This window comes from Salinivibrio sp. PR932, assembly GCF_001996125.1.
GTDB classification, from domain to species: domain Bacteria; phylum Pseudomonadota; class Gammaproteobacteria; order Enterobacterales; family Vibrionaceae; genus Salinivibrio; species Salinivibrio proteolyticus.
In genome coordinates, this window is record NZ_MUFM01000027.1 from 28,507 (window position 1) to 46,785 (window position 18,279).

14 protein-coding genes are annotated in these 18,279 nt (G+C 47.8%); 7 read left to right on the plus strand and 7 right to left on the minus strand.

What is annotated here, in order from left to right:
- Positions 1-122: 122 nt before the first annotated feature.
- The 3 genes from nrdD (at position 123) to BZG84_RS12400 (ending at position 4,033) form a co-directional block, all read left to right on the plus strand.
- Positions 123-2,264: an anaerobic ribonucleoside-triphosphate reductase gene (gene nrdD / locus BZG84_RS12390; RefSeq protein ID WP_077678269.1), complete on the plus strand. Its 2,142-nt coding sequence runs from the start codon at positions 123-125 to the stop codon at positions 2,262-2,264.
- 9 nt (positions 2,265-2,273) lie between these two features.
- Complete coding sequence (gene nrdG, locus BZG84_RS12395) at positions 2,274-2,771, plus strand: anaerobic ribonucleoside-triphosphate reductase-activating protein (RefSeq protein WP_077479987.1); 498 nt, start codon at positions 2,274-2,276, stop codon at positions 2,769-2,771.
- Between the two features lie 74 nt (positions 2,772-2,845).
- Positions 2,846-4,033: an amino acid aminotransferase gene (locus tag BZG84_RS12400; protein ID WP_077479988.1), complete on the plus strand. Its 1,188-nt coding sequence runs from the start codon at positions 2,846-2,848 to the stop codon at positions 4,031-4,033.
- A gap of 154 nt (positions 4,034-4,187) precedes the next feature.
- On the opposite strand, the gene murP is transcribed toward BZG84_RS12400, so the two are convergent.
- A complete protein-coding gene (gene murP / locus BZG84_RS12405) occupies positions 4,188-5,642 on the minus strand; it encodes a PTS N-acetylmuramic acid transporter subunit IIBC (protein WP_077662446.1) in 1,455 nt (484 codons plus the stop codon).
- Between the two features lie 28 nt (positions 5,643-5,670).
- Entirely contained in the window at positions 5,671-6,573 is a 903-nt protein-coding gene (gene murQ / locus BZG84_RS12410) for an N-acetylmuramic acid 6-phosphate etherase (RefSeq protein WP_077662445.1), read from the minus strand.
- 236 nt (positions 6,574-6,809) lie between these two features.
- Between murQ and BZG84_RS12415 the strand changes: the two genes are divergently transcribed.
- Positions 6,810-7,661: an SIS domain-containing protein gene (locus tag BZG84_RS12415; protein ID WP_077481978.1), complete on the plus strand. Its 852-nt coding sequence runs from the start codon at positions 6,810-6,812 to the stop codon at positions 7,659-7,661.
- A gap of 98 nt (positions 7,662-7,759) precedes the next feature.
- Here the strand turns inward: BZG84_RS12415 and ylqF are convergent, their stop codons facing one another.
- Positions 7,760-8,704 (minus strand): ribosome biogenesis GTPase YlqF, encoded by a 945-nt coding sequence (gene ylqF / locus BZG84_RS12420; RefSeq protein ID WP_077481980.1) that lies wholly within the window; start codon positions 8,702-8,704, stop codon positions 7,760-7,762.
- 291 nt (positions 8,705-8,995) lie between these two features.
- Here ylqF and BZG84_RS16560 point away from each other — a divergent pair, with 291 nt between their 5' ends.
- Positions 8,996-10,309 carry a methyl-accepting chemotaxis protein gene (locus BZG84_RS16560; protein WP_077481982.1) on the plus strand — a complete coding sequence of 438 codons (1,314 nt, stop codon included), beginning with the start codon at positions 8,996-8,998 and terminating at the stop codon, positions 10,307-10,309.
- A 67-nt stretch (positions 10,310-10,376) separates the two neighbouring features.
- On the opposite strand, the gene BZG84_RS12430 is transcribed toward BZG84_RS16560, so the two are convergent.
- Together BZG84_RS12430 and BZG84_RS12435 are read right to left on the minus strand one after the other, a co-directional pair.
- Entirely contained in the window at positions 10,377-11,294 is a 918-nt protein-coding gene (locus BZG84_RS12430) for an NAD(P)-dependent oxidoreductase (RefSeq protein ID WP_077481984.1), read from the minus strand.
- Positions 11,291-12,412, minus strand: a complete 1,122-nt coding sequence (locus BZG84_RS12435) for an ISAs1 family transposase (protein ID WP_077678270.1) — start codon at positions 12,410-12,412, stop codon at positions 11,291-11,293. Before BZG84_RS12435 ends, BZG84_RS12430 begins: the two co-directional genes overlap by 4 nt.
- A gap of 336 nt (positions 12,413-12,748) precedes the next feature.
- Here BZG84_RS12435 and BZG84_RS12440 point away from each other — a divergent pair, with 336 nt between their 5' ends.
- Together BZG84_RS12440 and BZG84_RS12445 are read left to right on the plus strand one after the other, a co-directional pair.
- Positions 12,749-13,630 (plus strand): radical SAM protein, encoded by an 882-nt coding sequence (locus BZG84_RS12440; protein WP_077481900.1) that lies wholly within the window; start codon positions 12,749-12,751, stop codon positions 13,628-13,630.
- A gap of 29 nt (positions 13,631-13,659) precedes the next feature.
- Positions 13,660-14,430, plus strand: a complete 771-nt coding sequence (locus BZG84_RS12445; protein ID WP_077678271.1) for a hypothetical protein — start codon at positions 13,660-13,662, stop codon at positions 14,428-14,430.
- On the opposite strand, the gene BZG84_RS12450 is transcribed toward BZG84_RS12445, so the two are convergent.
- Together BZG84_RS12450 and BZG84_RS12455 are read right to left on the minus strand one after the other, a co-directional pair.
- Positions 14,351-17,413, minus strand: a complete 3,063-nt coding sequence (locus tag BZG84_RS12450; protein WP_077678272.1) for a glycosyltransferase family 2 protein — start codon at positions 17,411-17,413, stop codon at positions 14,351-14,353. The genes BZG84_RS12445 and BZG84_RS12450 overlap by 80 nt on opposite strands.
- Positions 17,406-18,227, minus strand: a complete 822-nt coding sequence (locus BZG84_RS12455; RefSeq protein WP_077481896.1) for a glycosyltransferase family 2 protein — start codon at positions 18,225-18,227, stop codon at positions 17,406-17,408. Before BZG84_RS12455 ends, BZG84_RS12450 begins: the two co-directional genes overlap by 8 nt.
- Between the last annotated feature and the right edge of the window lie 52 nt (positions 18,228-18,279).

Consider the following 18,279-nt stretch of genomic DNA (forward strand, 5'->3'; position numbering starts at 1 on the left):
GAATTTCTCTATTCGAAACTTCGATGATCTGTATCAACACAATGGCGACCCCACTTGCTATTAAATGCCACATCTTGTGTTGTTTGCTAGGTTTAAATCCAATATATGGTGATGGAGGGCATATGCCAGCGGTAATAAAGCGCGACGGAACACGCGTCTCATTTGATGCTGACCGGATTGTTCAAGCGGTAACTTGTGCGCGAGAATCGGCACAGCGTGCGCAGGGGACGCGTTCGTGTTCGTTATCGGATCAGGCGATTCGATCATTGGCCGATAAGATCGCAACCCAGTTCGCTGGCGAGAAAGAAGTGGATATCGACCACATTCAATATGCCGTGGAAGATGCGCTGATGTCTGGGCCGCATAAAGCGGTTGCACGTGCCTACATTGAGTATCGTCACGATCGCGATATTGCCCGTGAACGCCGTGGCCGATTGAATCACGAAGTGCAAGGCTTGGTGGGACAAACGAACACCGAGCTGTTGCACGAAAATGCCAACAAAGATAGCAAAGTGATCCCAACTCAGCGGGATCTGCTGGCTGGTATTGTCGCCAAGCACTATGCCAAACAACATATGCTACCCAGTGCGGTGGTACGTGCGCATGAATCGGGAGAAATCCATTATCACGATCTCGATTATGCGCCTTTCTTCCCGATGTTTAACTGTATGTTGATTGACTTGGCGGGCATGTTGCAAAAAGGCTTTAAGATGGGTAATGCGGAAATTGCGCCGCCAAAGTCCATCTCGACTGCAACCGCGGTAACGGCACAAATCATCGCGCAGGTGGCCAGTCATATTTATGGTGGTACCACGATCAATCGTATCGATGAAGTGTTGGCACCCTATGTCGAAGCCAGCTATCACAAACACCTAAAAGTGGCGCAAACTTGGTCCATTGCCAAGGCGGATCAATACGCCATGGCACGTACCGAGAAAGAGTGCTTTGATGCGTTTCAGTCGTTGGAGTATGAAGTGAACACCTTGCATACCGCCAATGGGCAGACGCCATTTGTAACGTTTGGCTTCGGACTCGGACAAAGCTGGGCCGCCCGTGCGGTGCAACGAGCCATCCTTGCCAATCGTATTGCGGGCTTGGGCGAAAATCGCAAAACGGCGGTTTTCCCTAAACTTGTGTTTTGTATTCGCGAAGGGCTCAACCGTCATCCTTCAGATCCGAATTACGACATCAAACAGCTTGCGTTGGAGTGTGCGTCCAAACGCATGTATCCCGATATTCTCAACTATGAGCAAGTCGTTCAGGTAACCGGTTCTTTTAAAACACCCATGGGATGCCGCAGCTTTTTAAGCGCCTATCAAGAAAATGGTGAGTGGGTCCACGAGGGACGCAATAACTTGGGGGTAGTCAGTGTTAATTTACCCCGATTGGCGATTGAGGCTGAAGGCGATGAAGAGACATTCTTTGCGCGCCTAGATGCCACGCTTAATATTGCCCGCCAAGCCTTGGATACCCGTATTGCACGTTTTAAAGGGGTGAAGGCCCGTGTTGCGCCGATTTTGTACATGGAAGGGGCCTGTGGCGTACGTCTTAATGCGGATGATGACGTGAGCGAGATTTTTAAAAACGGTCGCGCATCTGTCTCCTTAGGGTATATCGGATTGCATGAGACCATCAATGCTCTATACGGCAGTGAGCCTCATCTTTACGACAGCGTGATTAAACAGAAAAAAGCCAAGGCAATAGTCGCGTATTTACATGATGCGACGGAGCGCTGGAAAGAAGAAACGGGCTACGGCTTTAGTTTGTACAGCACACCGAGTGAAAACCTGTGCAGTCGTTTTTGCCAACTCGATACCAAAGCCTTTGGAATGATTGAAGGGGTCACAGATAAAGGCTACTACACCAACAGCTTCCACTTAGACGTGGAAAAGCAGGTGACGCCCTACGATAAGATTGATTTTGAAATGGATTATCCACGCTTGGCAAACGGCGGATTTATTTGTTATGGCGAGTACCCCAACATGCAGCACAACATCGAAGCGCTCGAAAATGTTTGGGACTATAGCTACACACGTGTGCCTTACTATGGGACCAATACGCCTATTGATGAGTGTTACGAGTGTGGATTCACAGGGGAATTTGATTGCACCAGTAAAGGATTTACCTGCCCTGCATGCGGCAACCATGATCCCGCCAAAGTATCGGTCACGCGCCGTGTCTGCGGTTACTTGGGCAGTCCTGATACGCGGCCATTTAATCCGGGTAAACAACAAGAAGTGATTCGTCGCGTCAAACACATGTAGGAGAGGGGCGTGAACTACCACAAATACATTCCTATTGATGTCGTGAATGGTCCCGGCACACGGTGCACATTGTTTGTCTCGGGTTGTGAGCATCAGTGTCGTGGTTGTTACAATAAATCAACATGGTCGCTTACCAGCGGCCATCCATTCACGGATTTAATGTGTGAGAAAATCATGCGCGATCTCACGGATACGCGTATTCCAAGGCGTGGCTTATCACTGAGTGGTGGTGACCCCCTGCATCCTGCCAATCTCACCAGTGTAAAATTATTGTTACAAAAGGTGGGCAAGCATGCACCAGACAAGGATGTTTGGCTATGGAGTGGTTATACCTTGGCGGATCTCTCGCCGGAACAACAAGCAATATTGGCTTACGTTGATGTGCTGATTGATGGGAAGTTTATACAATCTCGCGCCGATCCTAACTTGGTCTGGCGAGGGAGTGACAACCAATGCGTACACTTTTTGTCCGAGCGAGCCCAGCAGTGGCAAGAGAATCAGCGCTGAGAGGTTGCCAATTTTCCCGCATGGGGTAGGGTATTACGTATCTTGAGCATCCAGGCCTAAAAGGACGTAATACTATGTTAGATCTGCTCTCGCCTGCCCAGCAGGATCCGATCCTCTCTTTGTCATTGGCATTTCGTGACGATCCTCGTGAGCACAAAATGGATTTGGGCATTGGTGTATATCGTGACAGTCACGGGCAAACACCGATTATGCAAGCGGTTAAAACCGCGCAGCAATCATTGGCGCAAAGCCAGCAAACCAAAGCCTATGTTGGCCTTGCTGGCAATGAAAACTTCAACCAAGCCATGGTTGATCTACTGCTGAAGGGTACGGATGCTTACCATCGCTGTGCCGCAGTACAAACCCCGGGTGCGAGCGGTGCGTTGCGGATGCTGGCTGACTTGATGCATCTCGCCAAGCCGGTGACCACGGTATGGCTTACTGACCCAAGCTATGTGAACCACAAACCTGTCATGGAAGCGGCAGGCCTAACGGTCAAGTTCTACCCGTATTTCAATCGAGACACCAAGATGGTGGATACCGATGCCATGCTGAATGCATTGTCTCAAGCCGGCGCTGACGACGTGGTGTTACTGCATGGCTGTTGCCATAACCCAACGGGAGCGGACATTAGCCTGAAAGAGTGGGAAGCCATCACTGAGTTGGCTAATCGTAATGGCTTTACCCCGTTTGTGGATATTGCGTATCAAGGATTTGGGGATGGCGTAGATGAAGATGCGCGTGGTCTACGTGTGTTAGCCGATAACGTTGAAGAGATGCTGATTGCCACCTCTTGCTCGAAAAGCTTTGGCCTCTATCGTGAGCGTACCGGTGCTGCCATTGTCGTGGGGAAATCCGCCAAGGAAGCGCAAAATGCCAAAGGGCGTATTTTGCAACTGGCGCGCAGCACCTACACCATGCCACCGGATCATGGGGCGGCGATCGTCGAAACCATTCTCACTGACGACGCCCTCACGAAGCAGTGGCGCGAAGAAATCGAAACGATGAACACGCGCATTAACCGCCTGCGTGAAGGCCTAACGGCAGCGTTACGCGCTCGAACCGGTGATGGCTACTTTGACTTTATTCAACAGCACCGCGGGATGTTCTCTGTCTTGGGATTGAGCACAGAGCAAGTCAACCAACTGCGTGATAAGCATGGCGTGTATGCGGTTGGAGATAGCCGCATCAATATTGCCGGCTTAGCGGAGCGCCATATTGATACATTGGCCGATGCGCTGGTGGACGTAACGCGCTCTTAATTTAGCGCGGGTTGTATAACGGAAGAGGGCTTTTAGCGCATATTGCTAGGCCCTCTTTTTTGTCAGTGTAAAACGCGCATGCGGACGTAGAAAAAGGTGCGCCCTTGAGGAAGACAAGGGCGCAAGCTGGTTCATGTGGATGGGGGATAATGAACTAGCTTAAATCGACATCTTTACAGCCAAAGAAGTATGTCGCGAGAAAGCCAACCACATAAGCGATAAGCAGTCCGGCAACAAAAATCAGCATGCCCGGGAAAATGCCGCTATCTGACGTCATCAACGGAATGGCTACGATACCGGAAGGGCCGAATACTGTGTTCAAGCCAACCGGCAGACCTAAGTACGACACCAGACCGATAAAAAATCCGCCGGCTGCGCCACCAATACATGCTGTCACAAAGGGCTTCACGCGAGGTAAGGTCACGCCATAAATTAGTGGTTCACCAATACCGAGCAGACCAGGAATAATTGCGCCTCTCACTTGGGTGCGCAGTAGCGCATCTTTCTTCGCTTTGAAATACAGCGCCATGGATGCACCCACTTGGCCACCACCCGCCATCGCGAGAATAGGGAACAGCGAATTAAAGCCTTGGGCCTCCATCAACGCGAAGTACACAGGGACGAATCCTTGGTGAATGCCGAATACCACAGAAATCAGGAACACGCCGGCTAAAACCGCAGCACCTAACGGGTTATCGTTTAAGTTAAGGAACAGCCAAGACATTGCTTTGAATAGCTCGCCACCGATCGGCATGATCAACAAGAAGGTCACCGCACCCATGATAAATAGGGTAATGAGCGAGGTTAAAATCATGTCGAGATCGTCTGGCATGTATTTGCGAACCTGACGTTCTACTTGCGCACCGACAATGGCTGCGATCAATACGCCAATAATATTGCCGCGAGGATCGATCGTCATGCCAAAAAACTCACTCATGCCCGAGTAGATGCCCGAGCTGGCGTCGGGGTCATAGCCCAACACAAACAAAGACGCGAGAATGGCACCATTGACGCCTGAACCACCAAACGCTTGCTGGGCGTTGTAGCCGAGTAAGATACTCAGAAACGCGAACAAGCCTTTGCCAAATACTTGCATATACGCGATCAAATCGACCACAAACGGACTCGGGGTTTGGCCCAGTACAAACATCTGCTCTAACAAGGTCGCAAAACCAAGTAGCAAGCCCGCGGCAATAAAGCCGGGGATCAGTGGCGTGAATATGGTGGCAAACTTACTCAGAAAGCGTTGAATAGCGCTGGTTTGTTTGCTTTTTAGCTGTTGTTTTTGCTCGGCCGCCAATGTAGACAGATCTGGCTGCGTCTCAGCTGACGCTTCGTCACCACTGACGGTCAAGGATTCAAGAAGTTGATTCATCATCTCTGCGGCTTGCTGTGCTTTACCGGGGCCGAGAATAATTTGAAACTGCTCATTGCTCTCGACCACCCCCATAACGCCGGGGATTTTTTTGAGAACAGACTGGTCAGCCAAGCTGTTATTGGCAAGGGATAACCGTAGTCTTGTCATACAGTTGCCACATCGACTGATATTGCTGCTCCCTCCAACGGCGGACAGCAGTTGCGCGACGGTATTGGCAGTGATTTTGGCCATGGGGGCGATCCTCTGGAGCTAAAAATAGTTAATCACGATGGAGGGCTGCACGAATAAAACCGTTGTGCTCGGTGAGGCGAGTTTTTGCTTGCTCGGCATCCAAATCGGCCAAAATCATCAAGATGGCGGTTTTGCAATGACGATCGCATGCGCAGAGGGCCTGTTCAGCCACCGCTTTTGAGGCGCCGGTTGCCTCCACCACAATATTGATTTGGCGTTGGATCAGTTTGGCGTTAGTGGCTTCAACATCAACCATCAGGTTACCAAACACTTTACCGCTGCGGATCATTGCTCCAGATGTCAACATATTGAGGACGAGCTTTTGCGCGGTACCGGCTTTCATGCGCGAAGAGCCGGTGACGACTTCAGGCCCCACGATGGGCAGAATGGCAACATCTGCCGACTCAGCCATTTGGCAATGAGGATTACAAGCAATCGATGCTGTCATGGCGCCAATGGTTTTCGCATAGGCTAATCCGCCGAGTACATAGGGTGTACGACCGCTCGCCGCAATGCCGACAACCACATCTTTATCGGTTAGGTTGAGTGAGCGTAAATCGTCTTGGCCTAGTTGCTCGTTATCTTCAGCGTTTTCCACCGCCTTTAAAATAGCTTGATGGCCACCCGCGATAAGCCCAATGACTTGATCCGGATGTGTGCCATAGGTGGGAGGACATTCGCTGGCATCCAAGATGCCCAAGCGGCCAGATGTTCCCGCACCCATGTAGATTAAGCGTCCGCCGTGTGCAAATGCATGCGTAATTGCATCCACCACTTGCGCAATTTGTGGCAAGACGGCTTTCACCGCAAGCGCCACTTTTTGGTCTTCATCGTTGATCACCTGTAGCATTTCGACCGTTGAAAGTGTGTCTATCTCTGCACTGGCCGGGTTGCGGCTTTCTGTGACCAATCCGCTTAAATCAATTGTCATGCTTTGTTCTCACATCAGCTGTTATTTGACGGCGATTCTATGGAATAAAATATTCCAATATAGTGATCAAAATCACTGTTATGGTTATTCTTTATACACGGTTATTCTGGAATAATGTCGATAATACTTGGGGTAAATGGCGCTTAATATGCAGGTGAATGATGCTTTTTCAGCAATTTAGGGATATTCGATGTAATTCCAATATTGGAATAATTTATTTATGGCGTTGAGGCGTTATGTCAATTATCAATAAAATTTTGGCTCGGCGGACACAATTATCGCAGCGCGGGTGCCTGATTGGCGATTGGGTTGTCGCGCATCCAGAGAAAGCGGCGCAGCTAACGAGCCAAGCGCTGGCTAAGCAGGTGGGGGTGAGCCAATCGAGCATTGTGAAATTCAGCCAAAAAATGGGTTACAAAGGATACAGTGAGTTCAAGTTGGCGCTGAATGAAGAGATTGGCCGTAAGCAAGTGATGCAATCGACACCGATGCACAGTGACATCTTAGCTGATGATCCGATGACGGTGATTTCCCAAAAGTTAGTCAAAGCGAAAACGGAGGCCATGTTTCAAACTACCAATGCCCTTTCTTATGAAGCCTGTCATCAAGCGGTAGCGTGGCTTAATGGAGCACGTCGGGTACAAGTGGTGGGGATTGGCAGTTCGGCGCTGACTGCGAAAGATCTGAGTTTTAAATTATTGAAACTAGGGATCACGGCGCTGTGTGAACAAGACAGTCATGTACAAATTGCCGTCGCGCGCACATTGGGGGTGGATGACGTGCAAATTGTCATTTCATTTTCGGGGGAACGAAAAGAGATTTTAGTCGCCACGGAGGCGGCTAAAGAACAAGGTGCCAAGGTGATCGCCTTATTAGGACCCGGCCGAAGTCGTATCAGACACATCGCAGACATTACGTTCGATACCATTGCCGACGAAACCAAACATCGCAGTTCGTCGATCGCGTCCCGCACGGCGCAAAATGTGATCACAGATTTACTGTTTATCAGTTTGGTGCAACAAAGAGATGAGAGCGCTCGGCAATTGATCAGTGATATTTCTTCCGATATCAAACAGATCTTATCGTGATAAGCTTAAAGGGACGTTTGATTAAAAAGGCCCGATGCTATCAGGCCTTATTGTGTGCGGATTCTCCGGCATCTTACAAGGTAGATGCGGGGTAGTGCTTAGCGTTTATTCTTTAAATAGCGCTTACGCCGTGCTTCTTTGTTCGCCGCTTTTTCTGCCTCGCGGCGTGCGGTTTCTTCTTCCACTTGCACTAATTCAGTTTCAATCATATCGGGCGCTTCTAGGGTGATACCTCCTAGCGCGCCGGCGCGGAGGTCGTGAAGCAGAATTTCTGATGCTTTATGAATATCGACCCGCCCGCCAGCACGCAAACAACCGCGTTTCGCACCAATCGCTTCCATCAACTCGATTTCAGTTTCGGGTAAATCGTCCAGCTGATAACGCTCTTGCAGACGCTCTGGATAGGCGCTGGCTAAGTATTCGACGGTGTAAAACGCCACTTCGTCGTAGTCCATTGCCGTGTCTTTAACGGCGCCGGTTGCCGCGAGGCGAAAACCGCTATGTGGATTCTCTACTTTCGGCCATAGAATTCCCGGTGTATCCGAAAGCACTACGCCATTTTGCAAGTTAATTCGTTGCTGCTGGCGCGTCACAGCGGGTTGGTTACCGGTTTTTGCAATCACCCGGCCGGCAAGGCTGTTAATGATGGTTGATTTCCCTACATTGGGGATCCCCATGATCATCGAGCGAATATTTTTGCCCATGGCCTCGCGATGAGGAGCAAGCGCGCGACACCGCTCCATGATTCGATTGACTTCACTTTGCTGCTGCGTGGTGATGGCCATAGCAGAAACGCCTTGCTCTTGCTCCAGATGTGCCATCCACATATCTGTCATGGCAGGATCGGCAAGATCGCGCTTGTTCAGTACTTTGATAACAGGCTTATCGCCACGCAGTGTGCGGATCAGCGGGTTCTCGCTACTAAAGGGAATGCGTGCGTCGAGCACTTCGATGATCACATCGATCTTAGGAACGACTTCTTCGATTTCTTTCCGCGCCTTGTGCATATGGCCCGGAAACCATTGAATCTTATTGTTAACCATTTGAAAAATTGCCTTTTATCATCCGCAGTCACTCGCGGGCAGCGTTTTATCTTTTATACGTTTTCGAGTGACAGTCATATTAACTCTTCATCCTATCACTTTTTGATCCAAAAGCAGGAGTAGAAAGCCGTTGCGGAGGCGTATCGCCGTTTTATGTATGCAAATAAATACAAAAAAGGTCAGCTGTGAAAGCTTTGCTAGACTAAATGTGTTTGTGTGGGCGGTTGTGCCAAGTGATGTAGAACAGCGCTCATTTTCTGGTTAGCCATTTTGCTAAGAGAGAAAGCGACTATGTTACGACGGAAAAAGAATAAGAATCTAACTGATACTGAAATCACGGTATTACAGCAAAAGTACAATGCGATATGGGACGGTAATGCTGTCATCGAGTTTGAACCAGATGGCACAATTATTCGGGCTAACGAGAACTTTCTTGGTGCAGTGGGTTATCGCTTGGATCAAATTCAGGGACAGCATCACCGAATGTTCTGTCCGCCTCATGTTGCCAACCACCCAGACTACGGCTTGTTGTGGCAGAAAGTTCAGCAAGGCGAGAACGTCTCCGGCATCTTTGAGCGCATTGATGCGCAGGGGAATACGTTATGGCTCGAAGCGAACTATTTTCCTGTGCGAGATGAACAAGGAAAGGTGATCAGTGCCGTCAAGATCGCGGCGGATGTGACGCAACGAAAGCAGGAAGCCGATAAAACGGGTTCAATCATGCAAGCACTCGATCGCTCACAAGGGGTGGTGGAGTACGATATTGATGGAACGATAAAAACGGCTAATCGCAATTTTCTCTCGCTAGTGGGGTATCAGGCTGACCAATTGCAGGGTAAGCCTCACAGTGTGTTGTGCGAAAGTACCTTTAACGAAGACTACCCACAGTTTTGGCCTCAGCTTGCCCAAGGACAGTTTCAATCCGGACTGTATCGCGTGCTCTCGAAAACCGGTGACATTATTTGGGTCGAAGGAAGCTATAACCCGATACGAGACGGTCAAGGAAATATCATCAATGTGATTCAGTTTGCGCGCGATGTCACTCAACGCATTGAGCGAGAGCAAGAGATCCAGTGCACCATTAAGGAAGCATCGGAAATTGCTAGCAGTACGTCTGAGCAAACGGCACAGGTCTGCCAAGAGGGGCTTAACTATTTGCAAGAAGCGCTCACGACATCAGCGTTGATTGCACAGCAGGTTGGCCAAGCCACCGTCAGCATTGAAAAGTTAAATGCGCAGTTTGCTGATATTGAAAAAATCGTCCACACCATTCGTGATATCGCAGAGCAAACCAATTTACTCTCACTGAACGCAGCGATTGAGGCTGCGCGCGCAGGTGAGCAAGGGCGGGGATTTGCTGTTGTTGCCGATGAGGTGCGCCAGCTATCGCAAAGGACCAGCTCTTCAACCAGCGAGATTGCTAATGTCGTTGAAAATAACCGTAGCTATATTGAGGCAATACGAATATCGATACAAGAAGCCCAAGGCACATCAGATACGGGGAAAGATAAAATCGAGCAGGTAGCGGCATCGATGGAAGAAATTGAGCGCGGTGCGCAGTCTGTCTCGTCGATGGCGACAGAGCTGATCCAACTGCAGCAATAAGAGGCTCAGGAGAAATACCGCAGTGCCTGGCCCTGCACATGCTTGAGCCAGACACGCTCGGCGCGATTTAGGATTGGCTGGATTGAGTGTCTGAATCAAATTGCTTGATTAAAACAGAGGTATCACAGCGGCTAAACCCGCGCTGTTGAAGTTGTGCGTAACGCTGATCAACTTGTTGGGTGAGAGGGAGATCCACGCCTAATTTGGCGGCTTCGTCTAAACAAAAGCCAAGGTCTTTGCGCATCCAGTCAATGGCAAAACCGAAATCAAACTGATCGTCTGCCATGGTAAGGGCGCGGTTGTTCATCTGCCACGAGCCTGCTGCACCGTGCTGGATGGCGCTAATCATTTTGTCGATATCTAAATTGGCCGACTGGGCAAATGCGATCGCTTCTGACAAGCCCTGCAAAACGCCCGCAATACAAATTTGATTGGCCATTTTACAGCGCTGTCCACTGCCATGGGGGCCAATGTACTGGCTTGCCTTGGCGTAAGCGCGCATGACGGGTTCAACGCGTTCAAAAACGGATGGCTCACCTCCAACCATAATGGTCAATGCGCCATTTTCCGCGCCTGCTTGTCCGCCCGACACAGGAGCATCTAGAAACTGGATGCCTTGTCGGCCACAGACGTCGGCGAGCTCTAAGGCCAGTTTGGCTGATGTCGTGGTATGATCGACCAGCACACTGCCTTTTTTCATGTTGGCAAGCACTCCGATATCGCCATACACGACGCTTCGCACATCGTCATCGTTACCGACGCACATAAAAACAATATCGGCGTGAGCGGCAGCCTCCGCTGGTGTCGTACCGAAGGCCCCTTGATATTGTTCTGACCAGTGTTCTGCTTTGGCCGTTGTGCGGTTATAGACAGTGGTTGGAAAGCCATTTTTTTGTAGATGTCCGGCCATGGGAAACCCCATGACGCCTAGCCCAATAAAAGCCACAGAAGGAGTTTGAGTCACGGCAAGCGCATGAGTGTTCATTTTTCAACCATCGCCGGTATGCCTGCGGCTAAAACCTTTTCTAAGAAGCTGGTATTCATGAGACAACGCTTCTGTTTAGATACCAAACTGATCTTGGTTGGCTCTGCCCGCACCATGTTTGAGGCCATGTGTCGCAGACAGGCTACGTTCGCTGCGCCATTGTCTTTATAAATCTGGCAGGCGTCTTCACCCGTATTGACATCTAACACCCAGAGCATAGCTTCAATGCCCCAATGCGAGCGGATAGCACGGCTTGCTTCATCGGCAGTCAGTGATTTTGAGCTGATATAGTAGCGATACTCCAGCGACATCGGACGCCCTTTTTCAACACGCAAAGACTCAACCATGACAAGGCTTTGTAGTGATGGCCAACGAGTAAAGTCGCCGGATAAGCATTCTTTATCAATTACATAGCACTGGCGCGACTCAGTACGACCGTGGCCATATTCAAACACAACATCGTCATTGAAGGTTCGGCGCTGCTCACTGAATGCCGCGGTGATCGCGTTCGCTAACTTGCCTTGATTTTGTTTCACCGCTAATAAGTAATCACCACCCTGCTCAAGAATCGTCTTGGCAATCGTCGTTTGGCAGGCCATGGCATCGATGGTGACTAGCGCACCACGTAAGTCGAGCAGACGGATTAACTCGGGAATAGCACTGATTTCATTGCTTTTTTCGTCTGTTTTGAGCTGACCGAGCACCAGATGATTTTCACTGGCATACGCACTAACCATGTGGATCGTACTGCTTCTATCTTCACGGTTGTAAGAGCCCTTTAGGGTTTTGCCGTCGATCGCGACCACCTGGCCATCCGTCATTTGATGGACGGCTTTCATCCAATCGATAAAGCAAGCTTGAAAGGCGCTCGGTTCAATCGTGGAGATGGCACGTGCGATAGTATCGTCGGCAGGAATACCGTCTTTAAACATGCCGTTGTGCTTAAACCAATCATGGTGGCCTAGGATGTATTCCCGAATATCGTACCATCCTTTGGAACCCGCAATAACAGCGCACAATGAAGCAAAGAGCAGGTCAAAAAGTGGGTAGGTTATCTTGGCACTCTGGCGGTTATCATCAACGGCACTGAAGTAGTCTTTAAATGTATCGATATCCACGGTATCTATCCCGAACTATTTTAGAATCGGCCTATATGATCACAGCCAGAGGTGATCGTCAAACCGATCCTTTTTTGGTCAAAAAACGTTCGCGATCTCGCCCTGGGTGGAAGGTGAGGTAGATGAGTGGATGGGGGATGTACTTAAGGTTCGTGATTTAAATAGTTTAAGTTCACGATGCGGGTAAATATCTGAGTATTTTTACTAGGCCGTGTAACAATTGCTTACATGTAACAATTACTTTATCTTACGATGATAGTGAACGACATATCATCGTGTTAGGTTGAGATATCGTTTGGCGAAGGCATTTACAACAAAATTAAAAGAGAGGTCATTGTGGCTTTGCGTCGTAATGAAGAACCATTTAAGTACTCGCGTGGCTATCCTCATAAGTGGTTTTATGTTGTTAAGTTTTGGTTCAAGCTAAAAGCTTTTTGGCGATGGATTCGCATTCAGAAGCCAATGACTAAGTTGATGGGTTACCAATATCAGGTTGCTGATGACTTGATTGAAATAGATATCACCTACCAGTGTAACTTGAAGTGCAATAACTGTAATCGCTCTTCAGCCCAAGCCCCATCGAAAACACATATTGGACTCGATGAAATAGCCCATTTTGTTGACGATAGTCTAAGCCAGAATAAGCACTGGCGAAAAATACGTGTATTAGGTGGAGAACCAACGCTACATCCCGAGTTCAGCGAGATCCTTTCGGAGTTATATCGCCTGAAGCTTGCTCGTCCTGCTCTGACTATTCAGCTTGTCACTAACGGCTATGGTCGTCACGTCAACAAAGTAATATCGATGCTGCCAGAGTGGTTGTGTATTGAAAACTCAGCAAAAACTGATTCCGTTCAACCAGATTTTGGCCCATTTAACTTAGCTCCTGTTGATAGCTGGTCCCACAAGTTTAGTGACTTCTCGAACGGGTGTGATATCGCAAAGACTTGCGGTTTAGGTCTAACGCCTCAGGGTTATTATCCTTGTGCGGTTGCTGGTGGTATTGACCGAGTATTAAACCTAAAAGGTGGACGGCAGCGTTTACCATCCAGTGATGATGAAATGCGTGATCTAATGAGGCGTAATTGTGGCTTATGTGGACGATTTCGAGATGGCCATTATGTTCCTCCAAAACTACGCCCTAGAATATTTGAGCAGCAGACTTCAGCAACATGGAAGAAGATTTATCAAGATTGGGAAAGCAACAGAAAATCTTAGTTCTTGCTTGACTTCAAAAGGCATAGAAAGTGGATGAATGGCATATTGTTGGCAATGGTCCGGGTGACTTAGTCATCAAAAAAAATGAGAAAGTTATTCGATTTAATCAACCTTTGACCATCGCTTCAAGCGCTGACTTGTTGATTACCAATAGTAAGTTGGCAGGCATCAAGACAGGCGTTCTTGTTCAAGGCGAAGTACCAAGCAAACTATTTTGTAAAAAGCTAGAAGCACATGGGAAGGAATTGGAGAGCCTATTGGGGTGTAAACCTTCAATTGGTCTGCTCACTCTCAAGACAATGCTGGAATTTGGTGTCACGATAAATGTTAGTAGGATGACTTTGCTGCCTTCACTAGAGAGGCCCCTAGATTATAATAAACGGAAAGCGCTGCCGGCTGCATACCATAACTGGCTGGGAGAACGGCGTCTCGCATCTGGTTGGATGGACAAATTAAATTGGCCAGGCTTTGAAATGAAGCTAGTGCGTCATGACAAAGTGAATGACGCAACAATCACTCGACACTGCTTCAAGCTTCAGTCGTTGCCAAGCTTACCAAAAGAAGAAACGACTCAATTATTGAAAGGTCTATCCGAGGTTAAGCCTATGACATGGTTGGAGCACATTGATTCTTCGAGCTTAAAGACCTTAGAGTCACTATTTTTTGTTTTAAGGGGGAGTAGCATCTCCCCAAACTGGTGGCTTTACGACAACGAATTGTCTACTGTGGTAAACCGTCTTCAAAAAAATCTGGCTTTGGCTCAACAAGCTCTATTCCTCTCCGAGAAAGTGAAGGCATAGACATAATTTCTTGAACCATTTGGTTATTGCGCTCTTTTTCATCTCGGCCCAGCTTTTTGCGTATGTGCCAATAGGTGTAGCCTGTATCTAAGTAAATAGGGGCTTTTGCGAGTTCCGCCATAGGTAACATGGTTAAATAATCTGTAGCCGAATCGAACCACTCAGAGCTGTCTTTATGTTTGTAATATTCCTCAGGGACTTTTTCAAATAACGCTTTGGTGAAGACTCTTAGGTGGCTCCATACATTCGCACCCGCAGCAAGCCTAGGACTAGTATAATCCGGCTGGTATAAATGCAGTGGTTTATTAGGGCGGAACATAGGCATCTGAATTAAGTCTGCCCCCTGTTTCTTAGCCGCATACAAAGCATCAACAACATTGGGTTGCATTAAGCAGTCATCTTGGTCTAACACTGCAACCAGGGTGCTAGGGTCTTGGCAGATTTCTTTTATTGCCAATATGAAGTTTGGCATTCTCCCAGTATTAGAGCTACGCCTTACTAAGGTAGTTTTAGCTTGTAGCTCATCCAACAACATTGGATAACACCAGTTATGAACGGCGCCACTGGCATCGTCAATAAGGACAATACCAAAATTTTGATTTGTCTGATTTCGCAAAGACTCTAGGCAGCGTCTTAGCAGGGCATGGTCTGTGTACCTACCTTTCAACAAAAAAACGACTTTTTCGCGCCTTTGCTCATATTGCCAATGATTGCCGGGTACCCAATCAAACTCCTCATGTTGCTTTGTAGGTTCTTTTCCCTGGGCAATTAGATCTCTCGCTAATGAAAGTTCAGAAAAGTGTTTGTGCTCGTTTCTAGGATGAACGTAGTAACTTCGTGGATCGCCACCACGTACAGCGCGAAGTCCTCTATGTTTCATTGCTTGCTGTAGTGCACGATGCCAGGTGAGAGTGAACTTGCCTTCGTCCAAAGGATTATCAATTGGTAGTTGATTGCGAATCTTAGCAAGATCTAAGAGTCCGAAACGGACTTCGGGAGCAAATTCGCCTGGCTCTCCTTTATAAGGATTGAAACTAGAGCCGCTTTTGGGAATGTTGAAGCCAACGGTAAGCACATCCTCAGGCTTACAGGCGTAAATCATGTCGGCGATATAATCATGGCTCCAATTTCGGCGACCAATAAGCACGTCTAAATCGCACTGCAGTAGATATCGAGTCGTAACTTGGTCAAATCCCCAGATCTGAGGGAATAAGGGAGCATTTTGAATGGTATGTGTTTCTCCGCAATCAGATTGCGCAAACCATTTTTCATACGTTGTATTTATGGTTGTTGCGCTTGTAGGGGAAACTAGCACGGAGTCAATTAGTCCATCGTCTCTCAGCTTCTCGGCTTGTTCAATAACGGAGGCTAGGTTTGGGTTTGAATACTGGCGTAAAAATTGTCCCTCGTGAGGATCAATCAGAAGAATTGTTTTAGCGAAATTAACTGGGTAGCGCAGCTGCGTCACGATATGCAGTACTTGGTCAGTAAGTACCTCTGCATCTTGTGCGCAGGCTTTAATCATTAGAGTTACTGCATCGCTCTTAGATGAGGCCATCGGGGTTAGTGCTTGGCAAGGTTCGACGCATTGTGGATGAAGCTCTGTGATCAACTTGTGGTAAAACTGCTCGAATCCGGGAAGGCTCATTAAAGCATCATCTTGTCTTCGCCAACTCCGCCGACGCACGAGTTCTTCGTCAGCATTAGCCAGTATTCCAATAGAATAGAGGCGGGCGCACATATCCCGAAAGTGTGAGGAGGTTAGAGGCTGTATGTCCTTTCCGATATCAATATATTCCAAGTCTCCTTGTGGAGTGACAATTAAGTTATCTCGCTTGATGTTGAGAGTGCAAACTCCAGCGCGATAGAGTTTTTTGAGGTAATCTACAATGGATTTTTCGGAAAGTTTCTCGTTAGTTAATGCATTACTTTGGAAGAAGGTGCTGTACTGCCAAATTCCATCACACTTTCTCCAAGTCGCCGTCGGAATTGGAGCATCTTTTTCAGCGAGTAAGGTTCTCAGGCTTCGGACTTCGTTGTCAGAAATAGCCCAAGGGTAAAACTCCTTAACCACTTGATTATGCTGTAGCCAAACCGCCCCTTCCATACCAACACCAAGCAGATGGCGATTGGTAGACAATAGAGTGCTCCATGTTCTTGCAACATAGGCAAGCCTTTTTCTCTGCTCTCGCCAAATTTCGTTAGTCTTATTTTTCTTTGTATCTTCTCCATCAAGAGAATAGATGGCATAAATAGGATAAGAACAAACTGCTACCTTAGAAGGATTTAGCATTAATAGTTTAGTGACCAACCAGTGGTCTTCTGCGCTTCTGATGTTTGGGTACCTGATACCCAGATTGGTCTTGAGTAATAAGTTGCATGACGGGAGCTCGTGTTGTTGCTTGGCTGAAGCAAAATCATCGATAAATCTCGCTAAACTTAAATGATTACAGAGCTTGTTTGGATTTGCGATATTGTTATTTTGGAGAATCACATCTTCTTTTCTCAGCTTATTGCTTCCCAGAGCTGCTACTTTATCTGTATTGCGAACGGCGCTCCATAATCCATGTAGGCTATCTTTAGCAAACAGTTCATCGTCAGCGTCTAATCTTGCAACCCATTTTATACATGGCTGTGTATCTGCCCAGTCTAAGAGAAGGTTTCGTGCTCTAGCTGGTGACCCGCATTCTGCTTGTAAAAGGGTAACAGCTGGATGGTGAAGTAAAGCACTTGCTTCTGATGACCAACTTATATCCGAGCTATCATCCAGTACAACAATGCGCGCAACCTGCTTTTGAGTGAGACACTGATTTATAGCGCTGTTAAGCGCTCGAATGAGATATTGTGGTTGGTTTTTATGGGCAATGGCGATTACTACTTCAGCAGAGTCAAATTCTGGTGAGGAAGTGTGTAAAACTTGCAAATTACGATCGCACAAGATCTTAGTGTATTTAATGGGCGCACGCGAGTAAAAGTTAGCCATTGACACTCTCCAGCAGTTTTATTTCGTCTAATATATCGTTCTTGGAAAGCGCAAACAGCTCTGCAGCGCGTTCGAAATAAATATCCATCTCACTTCGTGACATTTTCTCTCCATGAAGTTTTAGAAACTGCGCACAGCCGTGCAGTTTCTGTTTAGAGCCAGGGGCTGATAGCGCATCGGGTGATTGATTGCACATCCAATCAACGGTCGCCAAATTGGTATAGCGAATGGTGGCCAAGCCTGACTCTAAAACTCGAATCGCAAAATCCTTATCATTTCCACTGGTTAAGCCGTCAGTGAAACCACCAATTTTGGTAGCAAGCCCAGTCTTAATAAAGGTATTTGAGCCTTGCCATCCTGGGTTACCAACTAGAAAGTCACTGGCCTCAAGACCTTTGGGAATATTAGTAGCGACCGTTTTGTTATTAATCTTCACATTGATACCAGACAGAACGATATCTGCCGTTCCTTCTTCACTGCTAAGTAGGCAAGAAGACAGATGCTCTGGCTGCCAAACATCATCATCATCGATGATAGCGATATAGCTATTTGGGAAGTTATCAGAGATATAGTTGATACCGGTATTCCAACTGCCAGCGGCGCCGGACGCACGTGAATTGACCAACACATGCAGCGGAATACTTTTGAGTTCAGAGCGAAGGTTCTCTACTTCATGCCGATCTAGTGAGCGTGTATCTGATACGAGCACAACAGCTTTAGGTTGGCATGTTTGATTGGTGACAGAAGGAAGCGCATGCGCAGAAACAAGTGAAAGCCTGGGCGTTGTAGCGATAAGTACAATGACATTATTCATTATTGGGACTTTGATTGATGATTAACTTGATTATAATAAGTAAATTGATGAG